This window comes from Nannocystis exedens (genome assembly GCF_002343915.1).
GTDB classification, from domain to species: Bacteria; Myxococcota_A; Polyangia; order Nannocystales; family Nannocystaceae; genus Nannocystis; species Nannocystis exedens.
The window spans coordinates 8469893-8484001 of record NZ_NETK01000001.1 but is presented as its reverse complement, the minus strand read 5'-3'; the positions used below and the strand labels follow the sequence as shown (position 1 = coordinate 8484001).

The following is a 14109-nucleotide window of genomic DNA, read 5'->3' as shown; positions in this document are numbered from 1 at the left end:
GACCTCACCGGAGATCGAGCCTACCGGCGGGCGCGGCCGGATCGCCGCGTGCTTCGTTGCCCGGATTCGGCCCGTCACGCGCGACCGCGTCGCCATCGGCGATTCGACTGACCCCATTCGCAAATGTCCACACCCATGCATCGTTCGACCTTGAGCGCTCTCCTCCTGGCGACCGCCGCGGCCTGCAGCAACGGCGGCTCGGCCACCGACGCGTCGAGCACCGGCGGCGATACCACGTCCGCGACCTCGACCGCCTCCGGCGCGACCGAGCCGACAAGCACCGCCGGGCCGCCGACCACCAGCGACGGCCCGTCCAGCGCCTCGGGCGGCTCGGCCACCGACGGCGGCAGCCCGGCCACCGGCTCCACGCTCACGGCCAGCACCACCGACGGTGACACCGCCGCCGACGGCACCGACGGCATCTCCGCCACCGACGTCTCCGCCACCGACGCCACCGATACCTCCGCCACGCACGCAACCGACACCGATGCAACCGACACCGACGCCTCCACGGGCGCCTCGGCCGTCTGCGGCGACGGCGTCCTCGGCCCGGGCGAGCAGTGCGACGACGGCAACCTCGACGACAGCGACGCTTGCACCAACCTCTGCACCCCCGCCGCCTGCGGCGACGGCATCCTCGGTCCGGGCGAGCAGTGCGACGACGGCAACCTCGACGACAGCGACGCTTGCACCAACCTCTGCGCCCCCGCCACCTGCGGCGACGGCCTCGTCCAGCCCGGCGAGGAGTGCGACGACGCGGACATGGACGACGGCGACGCCTGCCTCTCCACCTGCAAGGCCGCGAGCTGCGGCGACGGCTCCGTGTGGGCCGGCGTCGAGCCGTGCGACGACGGCAACGCCCTCGACACCGACGCCTGCCTCTCCACCTGCGAGGCCGCGAGCTGCGGCGACGGCTTCGTGTGGGCCGGCGTCGAGCCGTGCGACGACGGCAACGCCCTCGACACCGACGCCTGCCTCTCCACCTGCGAGGCCGCGAGCTGCGGCGACGGCTCCGTCTGGGTTGGCGTCGAGCCGTGCGACGACGGCAACGCCCTCGACACCGACGCCTGCCTCTCCACCTGCGAGGCCGCGAGCTGCGGCGACGGCTTCGTCCGCGTCGGCGCCGAGCAGTGCGACGACGGCAACCTCGTCGACGGCGACGGCTGCGAGAGCGACTGCAGCGTCACGGTCGCGCAGAAGCTCGTCTTCGTCAGCAGCCAGCTCTACAAGGGCAACCTCGGCGGCCTTGCCGGCGCCGACCTCAAGTGCCAGCAACTCGCCCAAGCCGCCGGCCTCCCCGGCACCTACATGGCCTGGCTCAGTACCATCCAGGCCTCGCCCGCCACGCGCATGACCCACGCCGCCGTCCCCTACGTCCTCCCCAACGGCGTCAAGATCGCCGACAACTGGGCCGACCTCGTCGACGGCAACATCGACCACCCCATCGACATCACCGAGACCGGCGGCCCTGTTCCCTTCGGCGGCCCCCACTGCGGCCTCAACGCCCGCGCCTCCGTCTGGACCGCGACCCGCAAGAACGGCACCCTCTACGACGAGTTTTGGAGCTGCAGCGACTGGACGAAGGACTCCGGCAGCGGCCTGTGGGGCAACGCCAAAGAAGAAGACGACGACTGGACCGAGTCATGCACCGGCGACTCGTGCGCCCGCCCGTCGTCGATCTACTGTTTCCAACAGTGAGCCGCGAGCCACGGCATGTCAGTCGCTGTGATGCCGACGCGCTGCGTCGCCGGGCTGCTGACCCACCGGCACCACATCACGGCGATGAGAGGGTTCGGCAGGGATCGCCGAAGGTGTGGCCACCGTTGCCGTCGCCGAACAAGGTGGTGCCGTAGACCCGCCGCGCCGACCTCCGACGCCGCGGACATGACCTCGCGCGGGGGGTCGTCGATCACGCCGGCCGGTTCGCACCGGTTGGTGAGGCCGAGGTCAAGCGCCCGACTGGGCGGGGCGATAGCCCTGCGCCGGGTTGCCCAGCGCGCCGATGATGCCGCCGACGGACGCGCCCACGCGCGGCGTCCAGCCGAGGCGGCACAGCTTGCCGGCGTGGATCGCCGCGTCCATGGCGAGGAAGTCGGCCATCGGTCCGATCGCGGCCCGGGCCGCGGCGAGGCTCCACGAGGCTAGCGGCACCTCCGCCGCGTCGGCGATCGCGGCGAACAACGCCGCCATCGCCACCGGCTCCGCCTCCGCCGCGTGGAACACCCCGCGCGCGTCGCCTTCGAGCAGCAGCGCGTAGCCGACGGCGAGATCGCGGACGTGGACCGTCGACCAGCGCGCGGCGCCGTCGTCGATGTAGCGGGCCGCGCGGGCCTGCCGCGCCGCGTGCACGAGACCCGCAAGCGGGCCCGCAGCGTCGCCGTAGACCATCGGCGCGCGCACGATGACCCCGCGCACGCGCGGCGCCGCGAGGACGCGCTGCTCTGCCGCTGCCAGCCAGGCGAGGGGGCCGTCCGGCGGCGCGTTCTCCTCCTCGGCGACCGGCTCGCGCGACGAGCGGGTGCAGGGCGCCGCCGAGGTCGACAGGAACACGCCGCGCGGGAGCGCGTCGAGCATCGCGGTGACGGCGGCCGCGTCGACGACGGGGCGGTCGCTGCCGGTCGTCGCGGCCGTGTGGACGACCGCGTCCGCGGCCTCTGCGGCGCGCGCGAGGACAGCGAGATCCGCCAGGGAGCCGGGGACGGGCTCGCCCCCGGCGGCGCGGACCTTGGCGACCGCGGCGGCGTCACGGGCCAGGCCGGTGACGCGATGTCCACGAGTGACGAGAGCGCGGGTGACGGCGCTGCCGATGAAGCCGCTGGCGCCGGTGACGAAGACGTGCATGAAAAATCTCCTCGGGTGGAAGTCCTGGGGGGTTGTAGAGCGCGGCAGCTGGACGGACGATGAGTCGGCGTCCAATTCTCTTGCGAGATCGTCCATGACCGACATCCTGACGACGCTGCTGCGCCACGTGCGGATCGAGACCACCCAGTTCGGGCGCATCGAGCTCGGCGCTCCGTGGGGCGCGCGGATCGGGGCGCACGACGGCGTCGATCTGCACCACGTCCTCGCTGGCGCGCTCTGGCTCGAGCACGACGGCGTGCAGCGGCGCATCGATCGCGGCGACCTCTTGCTGCTGCCGCACGGACAGCCGCACTGCCTGCGGTCCGCCCCGGACGCGGCGGTCGTCGACGCCGCGCGCGTCCCCTCGACCGGGCTGGCGGTGCGGCGACGGCTCGGTGGCGCCGGTCCGGTGACCGTCGTGCTCTGCGCCTCGATCGCGCTCGCCGGCGCGGGTCGTTCGCTGCTCCTGCGCGCGCTGCCGGCGGTCGTGCATCTGCCGGCCGAGGGCAGGGAGGCGGTGCCCGGCCTCGCGCGTCTCCTCGACGGCATCCGCGACGAGGTGCGTGCGCGACGACCGGGAGCACCGCTGTTCGCCGCGCGCCTCGCCGAGCTCCTGCTCCTCGCCTGCGTGCGCGCGGCGCTCGAACGCCGCGACGAGGTCCAGGGCGACGAACGGATCGCGCGGGCACTCCAGGCCCTCTACCGCTCGCCGGCGCGCCCGTGGACCGTCGCGTCGCTCGCTCGCGTCGCCGGCATGAGCCGCTCTGCCTTCGCGCTCGCGTTCCGCGTCGCCGTCGGCGAGGCGCCGCTCCACCACCTCCGCCGGTGGCGCATCGAGCTGGCGAAGGAGGCGATGCGCGCCCGGCCCACGCTCGCTCTCGCCGAGGTCGCCGCGGAGGTCGGCTATCACAGCGAGGCGGCCTTCAACGTCGCCTTCCGTCGCGAGGTCGGCGCCCCGCCGGGGGCGTGGCGCTCGCACCCGTCGACGTAGTCCAGGACGAGCCCGCCGGAGGGCACGATGAATCGCGCGTCGGCGAGACGTGTTCGCATCGACGCACCGGCCCCTCCGATTCGTGCCACGAACGAAAGCGTCGCGGAGGACACTCAGCAGCGGCACGCCACCAACGTCTTCCGCGGCGCGTCGCTCGGGCAGCATTCCAAGGCGGTATAGCCGAACGGCGACTCAACCGGGGACGCAGCTCGCCGGACGCATACGGAGGAGGTCGAGGTCGCCGGGGTACCAGTAGATGCCGCCGCGCGAGAGCCGAGGTGCTCACCCACTCATGGAGATGGCGAGTCGCCGACGTATTCGAGGTCGACTGTCATGACCTCTTCGTCGCTCGCACTGAATTCCAACGTGTAGAGGCCGGGTTCGAGCACGAGTTCGAGGTTTGCGAAGTGATAGCTCCGGCTGAACTGTTCGTCGCAGCCGCCGCAGCGCGTCAGGACGATCTGCGATACGCTACCGAATCCGGCCGCGGCGCTCAGGCGATACACGCCGGCATGCTCGACCTCCACCGTGCGTTGCGTGGCCAGGAACGGGCGCTCGCCGTCGTCGCTGCCGTACACGTCGCCGTCGAGGCACGAGACCGGCTGCGTCGCCGACCACGCGACCCCGACCGGCTCGGCTCGCAGCTCGTCGCAGAGGTGGATCTGGTACTGGCAGCGAGGAGCACCCGAGAGATACTCCGCCTCAAGCGAGTCGAAGCTCTCGCCGTACACGTCTTCGATGGCACGGCGCACCGCCTCCTGGCTCCGGATCTTGGCCGCCTGGAAGAGCCGCCGGAACCGCTCCTGGCCGCGCGTATCGATGAGAAAGCGGACGAATCGGGCCGCCTCCGAATAGTCGATGTCGAACGGCTCGCCGGCCAGCATCCCACCCACGGGCGCCAGCGACGGGGTCGGCACTTCCGTAAGTGACTGCGACAACGTCTCTGCCAGACCCTCGTTGAAGAAGGGGACGCTCTGACCCCAGAGTCGATCGATGATCGCGTGTGAGAGCTCGTGGCGGAGCATTCCGCTCGCTCGGCTCCCGCCCGCATCCACGTGCTGGATATGGACCTCCCGACGCGCGGGGATGTAACACGCGTTCGCATGACACTGCGGTGATACGAGCACATGGACTGGCGCGACGAAGCCGTCCTGGCTGACGTCGAAGAACTCGAATAAGCGCTCGATGTAGCGATCGAGATGGCCGACGGTTCCGGCGCAAAGCGTGCGTTCGTCGTTTTCGATGAAGAACTCGACGTGCATCCCGCGCGGCTCGCCCGCTTGCTCAGGGTCGGAGCATCCTCCGAGCCCCAGGGCCGCCAGGAACATCAGCCGTCGTGCTCGGTGACAGCGCCGGCTCATGGCAGATTCTCGCAATCCTCGGGGTCGCTGGCGCACAAGCCCGTTCCAGGGCCGTACCAGCCCGAGTCAGCGTCGCAAATCTTGTCGGCTGGCCAGGGGCAGGGTTCCAGCGCGGTGTCCTGGTCCTGGTTGTCGCCGACGCGGGGCTCGTTTGCGCTGGTGACATGGGCGATGAGCGCGTCCACCGTTGCGGCCGGCAACGAAGCGTTGCCGAAGATCCACAGGTCCTCGACCTCGGTCAGTGCAGGGAACCAGTCGGGCGGGCCCTCCAGCGCCGGGTTGGCGAGGACCTTCAACTCAGAAACCGTTTGCAGCCCGCGAAAGGCCGCGACCTCGCGCAGGCGTTCGTTCGTCTCGAGGACCAGCGACCCTAACTCTTTGACGCCGGCAAATCCGTCCAGCAGCTCGAGCTCAGGGTTGTAACGGACATGGAGCGACCCTCGCAACGGCACGGTCTCCGCAGCGCTGATGCGGCGCAACGCGAGGTTATTCTCGATCCTCACGCTAATTGATGCGAATGCTCCGGTCCACGCGATCTGGGCGAGGCTCGCGTTCCCTTCGATTCGCGTCGCGCCAGCGTGCTCCAGAGAGCCGAAGCCTGTCAGCGACGCGAGGGACTTGTTGTCGGCGACCGACCACGGGCCCCCGATGGTACGCAGCGATGGGAAGGTAACGTTGTCCAGCGCGTCGTTGTCGGCGAGGGTGAAGCTGCCGCCCACTTCGGCGAGCCCGGGCAGGTCGATCTCGAGTAGAGAGTCGTTGCCGACGAAGCGCACGTCACCTGAGATCTGCGTCAGCCTCGACATGCCACCGAACACGGTGAGGCGGCTGTTGGCGGCGATGAAGAGCGCCTCGGCTGCGGAGATGGAGCCGCCGAGCTCAAAGGTAAGCAGCTGGGGGTTTTCGGCCACGTAGAGCTCGCCGGCCAGTTCCTCGAGGGCCGGAAAGCCACCAATTGCCACCAGCGCGGCGTTGTCTGAGATAGCCAGGGATCCGCCGATCCGCCGCAGGTGCGAGAACTCCGGCAGTTCGCTCAAGGCGGGGTTTTCGAACACGAAGAGCGATCCGTCGATCGTCTCGAGCTCGGCGAGCGAACGCAGCTCCTCGGACGTGCGACCTTCGATGACGAGGTCCCCGCAGATGTGGGCGGGGCGGGATGCTCCCGTCCACACTTCCGGCCCCTGCGCGCAAGGCTCCTCCGTCGCGCATGCACCGCTGAGGCAGACAAGCCCCAGAAAGGTCCACGAGGCGAAGGACTTGGCACTTCTCGCGGGCACGCAGGTGTCATGAGCGTAGCACGGGCTCACGACAGGTGTGGGGTGGACGTGTCAGGCGGAGTCCGGCCCCTGGCGCAGAATCTTGTCCATCGGCCTGCCTTTGGCGAGCTCGTCGATGAGTTTGTCGAGGTAGCGGATCTCGCGCATGAGCGGTTCCTCGATGTCTTCCACACGTACGCCACAGACGACGCCGGTGATCAAGGAGCGCGACGGGTTCAGCCGGGGGGCCTTGGCGAAGAAATCCTCGAGGCTCGTCTTCTTCGCCAGTTGATCCTCCAAGGAGGCCTGGCTGTGGCCGGTGAGCCAGCAGATGATCTGATCGACCTCGGCCCTGGTGCGGCCCTTCGCTTCCGCCTTCGCGATATAGGCGGGATAGACGCTCGCGACGGGCAAGGCATAGACGCGGCGCCAGTTGGCGGCGGACCTGGCGGTTGCTTGCTTCATGGCGGCTACTCCTCTGGCGGCCCCGTGACCACAGGCATGACGTCGATGCCGTCGCCAGGGAAGATGGTGATGTGCGGGTGGTCCAGGAAGAGGGCGGCGGCGGCGGCGATGTCGGCGGCTTCGACGATGAGAAAGCCGGCGATCTGGTTTTGTGCATCGGCGATGCCGGACTTGGTAACGCGCTTGGTCTTGCCGACCATGACGTCGGTGGCGACGATCGCGGCGGCATTGCGCTTGTCCCATTCCTCCCACGCCTTCAGGCCGACCTCGTCGATCGCCTTCTGCTCGGATTTGGGGCGCGAACGGAAGGCGGCGAGGTCCTCGGGCTTCATAGTGTAGACGGCGAGGAAACGGGCCATGGGTGCGCTCGGGGCGGTGGGGCTTCGAGCGTCCAACGTCTGCCTGCAAAGTGCAAGTGCTTTATCGGCGGTCGAACGCCATGGTGGGGGCCCTCTCCTGCGGCCTGCCCCGCGAAGCCGTGAGCGGCCACCCTGCGCCGGTAGGCGGTGAGCGATGTCCCCGGCTCACGCGGCCGCCTGGCCCTCGTTACACAGCGGAGGCTGAACCGGGGGTCGACGGATGTGGAACCGAGCGCTTCGGGGTCGGACGGCGACGGTGCCGGCGCGCAGGCGCGCGAGGAACGGCGCGATCGGGCCGTCGAACAGCGGGGCCGGTCCGCGGGTACGTGATCGAGGCGGGCATCGTGGCACGTGAAGTCCCCGGGAGGCAGCGTCGCTGGCTCGCTGAGCGCCTGCCAGGCGGTTCGAACGATGGAGAGTCGCTTGACACTCGAGCGAGATGCTGCCACTTCAAGCGTCCTCGCGCCGCGAGCAAGCCGTTCATGCCTGCTGCGACCCGCACCCCCCTGTCGCTTTTGCTGCTCGCCGCGTTGGTCGCCGCGTGCCCCGCGGCGAAGCCACGCGTCACCGCCCCGCCCGACGTCGCCGTCACGGCGACCGCGCCGATCCCCGACACCCCTGCGGGTCAGCAGCTGACCGCCTGGTTGCGCGCCTTCAATACCGGCCAGCGCGACGTCGTGCGCCGGTTCGTCGCCGAGCGGTTCGAGCTGCCACCCGATCGGCCGCTCCCGCTCGACGACATCACCGAGCACGAATTGCAGCTCTACCGTACCACCCGCGGCTTCGAGGTGCGCAAGATCGTCGCCTCGTCGTCGGCCATGATCTCGGCGCTCGTCCAGGCCAAATGGACCGGGATTTGGATGAAGCTCGATGTCTACGTCACCGCCGAGCCGCCGGAGTACAAGGTGGCGAAGGCCCCATTCAAGATCGTCGGCATCGGCCGCAACACCGCCGACGCGCCGACCGAGCTACTCCCGCGCCAGCCGCTGACGCTGGCGGAGATCGCCGCGCGGACGGACACATTGCTGGCCAAGCTGGTCGAGGCGGACGCGTTCTCCGGCACCGTCACGCTCGCCAGGGACGGTCAGCAGTTCTATCGCCACGCCAGCGGCCTGGCGAGCCGCCGCTGGAACATGCCCAATCGGCACGACACCCGGTTCAACCTGGCGTCGGTCACCAAGATGTTCACCGCCGTCGCCATCGCCCAGCTCGTCGAGCAGGGCAAGATCGCCTACGACGACACCGTCGGCGAGATCTTGCCGGACTATCCCAACGAGCAGGTCGCGCGCACGGTCACCGTCCATCACCTGCTCTCGCACACCTCCGGCATCATCGGCGCACGCGCGCTGCTCGAGAAGGCGCCCGAACCGCGGTCGGCCCGGACCATCGCCGAAATGGTCACCCCCTTCGTCGCCGAGCCGCTGTCGTTCCCGCCCGGCGAGGAGTTCGACTACAGCAACGCCGGCTATATCCTCCTGGGCGCCATCATCGAGAGGGTCTCCGGCCTCACCTACTATGAATACATGCGCGAGCGCGTGTTCGGCCCCGCCGGCATGAAGGAATCCGACTTCTACGCCCTCGACACCGACCCGCCCAACCTCGCCGAGGGCTTCGTCGACGGCCCGAACGGCACCCGCCTCAACAACGTCTTCGATCTGGGCGTGATCGGCTCGCCCGCCGGCGGCGCCTATGCCACCGGCGAAGACATGGCGCGCTTCCACCAGGCGCTGGTGCAGCACAAGCTGGTGAGCGCGCAGTCGCTGGCGACGCTGTGGACCGGCGTGATGCCGCGCGGCGCCGCGATGTACGGCTACGGCGCCCAGATCGAGCACTACAACGGCACGCGGCTGGTCTGGCACGGCGGCGGCTGGAAGGGCATCACCAACCACTTCGAGATGTACCCCGAGCTCGGCTATACGGTCGTCATCCTCTCGAACATCGACGACGACCCCCGCGCGATCGCCTCCAAGTTGCGGGAATGGCTGACCCAGGGCGCTCGTCCCCACTGACGCTGGCAGCCTCGGGCTCTTGTGGAACCGGCGATTTGCAATGGCTCGGCCGCCGCAGGCAGGTCGAGGGGCAGGTCGAGGAGCCGCAGGCGGCGCCCGCGGCGGGCCCCGACCCTCGCCGCGGCGGCGACCGCCCCTCGGCGATGTCGAGGCAGCGCGAAGAGCCCCGCGGTCATGCGCACGGGGCCGCATCGGCGGAGCCGGAAACGGCCCTGCGCTAGCAGCCCGAGGTAGAAGTCGGTGAGACGAAATCGCTCATGCGTATCTCGAGTGAGCGACGTGCTCTGGAAGTCGAGCTCCCGGTAGGGAGTGCCGCGAATGGCGGTCAAGAAGCGCTCCGAGCCACCGCAGAAGCGTGAGGACAGCCACGAGCACGGCAGAAAGCGCGGCCCGAAGGCCCTGGAGGGCCCTCGGTTTCCCGATTCCGTGGACCTTTCGCATGATCAAGCTCAGGTTGAATCCGGCGGCGTGGATGACCAGCCGCTTGAGGATATTGTCGTGACCGCGGACGTGGACCCTGCGCATTCCGCCGGAGTCGAGCATGTGCGCGAAGGGCCGTTCGACCAGCTCGCTGCGCTTCTTCTGCAGTTCCTTGCTCTTGCCTCGCTTCACGCGGCGGCGGTTCCGGTGCACCGCCTCACGCTCGGCCTGCTTGTCCTTCCACCGCCGGCGACCACGCGCGGGCTCCGGGATGTAGCTGCGTACGTCGACCTCCTCGAGGCTCGTGAGCACGTCGTTGCTGTGGTAGCCCTTGTCGGCGACGACCTCCTCGACGCGCTCGGCGATCTGCTCCCTGGCCTTCTCCGAGCCCTCTTGGCGCACCTCCGCGAGATTGGCGTCGGCGACCTCCAGCGTCTTCTCGATGGTCTTCGTGTCGCCCGCAGCGCCGCCGTGCACCGTCACGCCGACGATGGCGCCGGTCTCGAGGTCGACCGCCTGCTCGTGCTTGTGCGCGAGGTGGGTGCTGCCGTCCTTCATCTTCATGATCTGCGCCTCGGGATCGTGCGGGTGTACCCACTCGTCGTTCGAGCCCTTCTTCGGCCGCTTGCGGTCCAGCCGCGCCAGGTCCTCGCGCGTCGGTTCCTCGATCCCCTCGGCCTTCGCCAGGTCGGTCAAGTACTCCTTGTACGCGCGTCCGTCGTCGCGGCGCACGATCGATCGCAGCGCCGCGTTCGCCTCAAGTGTCGTTGCGTCGATCCCGAGCGTCTTGCCGCGCAACAGGCCATGCTCGGCGACCAGCTCCAGCACCCGCGTGAACACCCGCTCGTGCACGTCGGTGCTCAGCCGACGCCGCGTCCGCGAGATCGTCGAGTGATCCGGCGGCTGCTTCTCCAGGCCGAGCCCCAAAAACCGCCGCAGACTCAGCGAGTCGGCGACCCGCCAGGCGATGCCCCGCTCGCTGCCGATCCCCTCGAAGTAGCCGATCAGCAAGCAGCGGAAGTACACCCCCGGCGCGAGGCCCGGTCGTCCCATCACCTCGGCGTAGAACGGCTCGCACTGCTTCTCCGCGAAACGGTCGAAGCCGTGCTTCCGGAGCAGCTTGTCGAGCGCCTCGTAGAACGGGTGCCCGAGCCCCTGCAACTTGTCATACGTGATGAACAGCGTCGGCTGCTCCCCGTTGTCGTGCCCCATGGCCATGGCAAAGCCACTTTATCAGCTTTCATCGCAGAGCGCGATACCGCGCGCCGCTCCGCTGCTCGCGAGGTTCCTCGCGGCGTGGTTGCCGCGACTTTCACCACGGGCTGCTAGAGGAACCGGAACACGCAGCGCGTGCGTCGTGAAGCGTTCCCGTTCAAGCGGTGCATCGCAGCAGCGATCGCTTCGAGCTCCGTCGCAGGATGACCTTCGCGCTCCTGATAGGCCTTGCAGACCGCGTCGAGCTCCACTGCCCACAGCCAGGTCGCGCCGGTCCAAGCGTTCGCACCGTCGACCGGACGCGGCGGGATCAACGCTTTGCCGGGCTCGTCGGAGCGGGCGCCGCTCAGCAGATCGAAGAGCACGTAGTCCCGGTCCAGGTTGATTTGAGCCCACTGCGGCCCAACGGCTCGTTGCAAGCCCAGGACCTCGATGGTGGCGTTCGCATCCGTCGACATGGCCCATCGTAGCAAGCGAGCGCCGCGCCATCGACGGTACACCTCCTCCGCGACGCGGATGCAGTGACCGGGCGGCGCTCGACGACGAAGGAGTGACCTGATCGACCGAAGGGGTCACGCGTCGCGGTGGCGCTGCCCCGGCGACGAGATGGCCGCGGCGACGCTCCGGCGCGCTTCGCGGGCTTGACCTTGACCTTGGGTCAAGGTTCATGCTCGTCGGGAGAACACCACGAGTCACCCTCCGATCCTCATGCGCCGCGACTACCCTGCCATCGTCGATGCGGTCCGCGAGACCGCCGCCCTGGACCCGCAGCGGGTCGGCTGAGCCGATGAACAAGGGCGTCACGATCAGCCAGGCGGCGGCGTTCGCCGGTATCACGGTGAAGACCGTGCGGCACTACCACAAGCACGGACTCGTCGAGGAACCCCGGCGTGACGGCTCGGGCTACCGACGATACGGACCGGCCGAGCTGCTCCGGCTGGTCCAGGTCCGGACGCTGGCCGCTGCCGGTGTGCCGCTGGCCGAGATCGGGCCGATGCTGGACGCCGACGCCGCGCAGTTCGCCGCCGCCATCGCCGACGTCGAGCGACGCCTCACCGAGCGGATCGAGGATCTGATCGCCCGACGCGACATGCTGCACCGGCTCGCCGACGGCGACGGGGTCTTGCTGCCCGACCGGGTGCGTGCGTTCCTGGACCGGCTGCCCGACTTCGGGCTGAGCGCCGAGATCGTCGCGGAGATCCGGGACGGCCTGGTTCTGGCCAGGGCGCTGGTCCCGGAAGGCTTCGACGACTACCTCACGAGGGTCGAGCGCGCACTCGGCGACACCAGGTTCGTCGAGCTGTCCAAGCGCTCCCTGGAGGCCGCGGCCTGGGCGCCGGACGACCCGCGCATCGAGGAACTCGCGACCGCGACGGCCGAGCACTTCCTCGCCAACCCCGGGCTGCTGGCGATCCTGACCAGCCTCCAGGGCCGCAGCGACGACGCCGAGGCCCGGTACGGGATGATCAAGCGCTACGGCCACGACCGGGCGCTGGCCTGGGCGAGGCTGACGAAGCTGTTCGAGCAGAAACTCCGCGCCGCGGGCGTGTCCATTCCGACTCCATGACGACGGGGGCTCGGTCTCGCATTCGGGGGTCCGTGGGAAACAGTTTCGATTCCTCCGCCCGGCTCGGCCGCCGGCGCGGAGTCATCGTTTGGAACGAGAGGGGCCACCGCCGTGCGGTGGTCACACGCTCGTTCGCCGGTCTTACCGAACCGTCTCCGTCCAGGTGACCGGCAGCTCGTGGACGCCGTAGATCTGCATGTCGGTCTTGAGCTTCACTTCGCCGGCGGGGACGGCGAGCTCGAGGGTCGGAAAGCGACGTAGCAGCGCCGCGAAACCGGCGCGCATCTCGATGCGGGCCAGTTGGTTGCCGAGGCAGTGGTGGAAGCCGTGGCCGAAGGCCAGGTGACCGCGGGTCTTGCGGTGGATGTTCAGGGTGTCGGGGTCGTCGAAGCGCCGGGGGTCGCGGTTGGCGGCCAGCATCGAGACGACGACGGTCGATCCTCTGCGGATCGTTTCGCCGCCGAGTTCGATGTCCTCCGTGGCGTAGCGATAGAGGATGTCGACCACGGACAGGTAGCGCAGGAGCTCCTCGACGGCATCGGGGAGCAGGTCCGGGTTTGCGCGCAGTTCGGCCAGCTGCTCGGGGTGCTCCAGGAGCGCGAACGTGCCGAGTGCCAGCATGTTGGCGGTGGTCTCGTGGCCCGCGAGCAGCAGCAGGAAGGCGCTGCCGGTCAGCTCCTCGACGGTGAGGTCGTCATGACGGGCCAGGTCGGACAGGATGTCTTCACCGGGAGCGGTGCGTTTGCGCGTGACCAGTTCGGACAGGTACGTGGTCAGCGCGCCGTACGCGGCCATCTTCTCGTCGAGCGGAATGTCCTTCTCCAAAAACCTGGCGGAGTTGACCTGGAAGTTCCCCCGGTCCGCGTAGGGGACACCGAGCAATTCGCAGATCACCAGCGAGGGCACCGGCAGCGCGAACTCCTGGACCAGATCGACCGGTGGAGTGAGGCGCGCCAGGCCGTCCAGCTGCCGCTCGGCGATGTCGACGATCTGCTCTTCGAGCCTTTTCATGCGCTTGACGGTGAAGGCGCCGGTGAGCCTGCTCCGCAGCCGGGTGTGCTCCGGCGGGTCCATGGCGATGAACACGCCCGGCACCTGCGGGGACGGTTCGGTCATGGCGGGCATGCCGGGGACCGCGTACGGCACGTGGAGAACGCCGATGTCCTGGCGGGAGCTGAACCGGGTGTCGGCCATGAGCTGGCGGACTGCGTCGTATCCGGTGACGAGCCAGCCCTCGTGACCGTCGGGGAAGACCATGGGACTGACAGGGCGAGCCTCGCGCAGCCGTGAGATTTGGCGCGGAGGATCGAAGGGGCCTGCATCGCGCTCCATGGGGAGGCCGTGCGGGATGGGAACCGTCGACGCGGTGTCGTTCATGACGACAGCGTGCACCTTGACCTTGGGTCAAGGTCAAACCGCGAATCGCCGCGGCCCATTCATCGGACCATGGCGCTGCAAAACTGTGCACCCCCGCGCGCCGTGCCCTCGGCGATTCGGAAGGAGCACCGCGCGTCACGGCGGGCGCGGCCGTACGGTCGCGCCCGCCGGCGTCAGCCGATCGCGGGCAATTTGGGCTAGGATGACCGCATGTCCCACCGCTCCGACCCCACGCCCACGCGCGACGC

12 protein-coding genes are annotated in these 14109 nt (G+C 69.4%); 4 read left to right on the top strand and 8 right to left on the bottom strand.

Annotated elements, in window-relative coordinates:
- The first annotated feature begins 150 nt into the window (after positions 1-150).
- The gene (locus NAEX_RS33340; RefSeq protein ID WP_170136208.1) at positions 151-1698 is read left to right on the top strand and encodes a DUF4215 domain-containing protein; all 1548 of its coding nucleotides are present in this window, start codon (positions 151-153) and stop codon (positions 1696-1698) included.
- A 249-nt stretch (positions 1699-1947) separates the two neighbouring features.
- On the opposite strand, the gene NAEX_RS33335 is transcribed toward NAEX_RS33340, so the two are convergent.
- Positions 1948-2841, bottom strand: coding sequence for an NAD-dependent epimerase/dehydratase family protein (locus tag NAEX_RS33335; RefSeq protein ID WP_170136207.1), 894 nt, complete (start codon positions 2839-2841; stop codon positions 1948-1950).
- Between the two features lie 94 nt (positions 2842-2935).
- On the opposite strand from NAEX_RS33335, the gene NAEX_RS33330 reads away from it, so the two are divergent.
- Complete coding sequence (locus NAEX_RS33330; RefSeq protein ID WP_170136206.1) at positions 2936-3832, top strand: AraC family transcriptional regulator; 897 nt, start codon at positions 2936-2938, stop codon at positions 3830-3832.
- A gap of 290 nt (positions 3833-4122) precedes the next feature.
- Here the strand turns inward: NAEX_RS33330 and NAEX_RS33325 are convergent, their stop codons facing one another.
- From NAEX_RS33325 to NAEX_RS33310, 4 genes are read right to left on the bottom strand one after another with little or no spacing between them, the layout of a single operon-like run.
- The gene (locus NAEX_RS33325; protein ID WP_096331517.1) at positions 4123-5160 is read right to left on the bottom strand and encodes a gluzincin family metallopeptidase; all 1038 of its coding nucleotides are present in this window, start codon (positions 5158-5160) and stop codon (positions 4123-4125) included.
- A 29-nt stretch (positions 5161-5189) separates the two neighbouring features.
- Positions 5190-6470: a receptor L domain-containing protein gene (locus tag NAEX_RS33320; RefSeq protein ID WP_170136205.1), complete on the bottom strand. Its 1281-nt coding sequence runs from the start codon at positions 6468-6470 to the stop codon at positions 5190-5192.
- Positions 6471-6521: 51 nt separating this feature from the next.
- On the bottom strand, positions 6522-6914 hold the full coding sequence (locus NAEX_RS33315; protein ID WP_096331515.1) for a DUF2200 domain-containing protein: 393 nt from the start codon (positions 6912-6914) through the stop codon (positions 6522-6524).
- A 5-nt stretch (positions 6915-6919) separates the two neighbouring features.
- Entirely contained in the window at positions 6920-7273 is a 354-nt protein-coding gene (locus NAEX_RS33310; RefSeq protein WP_096331514.1) for a YciI family protein, read from the bottom strand.
- Between the two features lie 482 nt (positions 7274-7755).
- Between NAEX_RS33310 and NAEX_RS33305 the strand changes: the two genes are divergently transcribed.
- On the top strand, positions 7756-9282 hold the full coding sequence (locus tag NAEX_RS33305) for a serine hydrolase domain-containing protein (protein ID WP_170136204.1): 1527 nt from the start codon (positions 7756-7758) through the stop codon (positions 9280-9282).
- Between the two features lie 255 nt (positions 9283-9537).
- Here NAEX_RS33305 and NAEX_RS33300 read toward each other — a convergent pair whose 3' ends face one another.
- Positions 9538-10920: a transposase gene (locus NAEX_RS33300; RefSeq protein ID WP_096325674.1), complete on the bottom strand. Its 1383-nt coding sequence runs from the start codon at positions 10918-10920 to the stop codon at positions 9538-9540.
- Between the two features lie 107 nt (positions 10921-11027).
- On the bottom strand, positions 11028-11375 hold the full coding sequence (locus tag NAEX_RS33295; RefSeq protein WP_096331512.1) for a hypothetical protein: 348 nt from the start codon (positions 11373-11375) through the stop codon (positions 11028-11030).
- 329 nt (positions 11376-11704) lie between these two features.
- On the opposite strand from NAEX_RS33295, the gene NAEX_RS33290 reads away from it, so the two are divergent.
- Positions 11705-12484 (top strand): MerR family transcriptional regulator, encoded by a 780-nt coding sequence (locus NAEX_RS33290; protein WP_096331511.1) that lies wholly within the window; start codon positions 11705-11707, stop codon positions 12482-12484.
- Positions 12485-12625: 141 nt separating this feature from the next.
- Here the strand turns inward: NAEX_RS33290 and NAEX_RS33285 are convergent, their stop codons facing one another.
- Positions 12626-13861 carry a cytochrome P450 gene (locus tag NAEX_RS33285; RefSeq protein ID WP_096331510.1) on the bottom strand — a complete coding sequence of 412 codons (1236 nt, stop codon included), beginning with the start codon at positions 13859-13861 and terminating at the stop codon, positions 12626-12628.
- Positions 13862-14109: the final 248 nt, after the last annotated feature.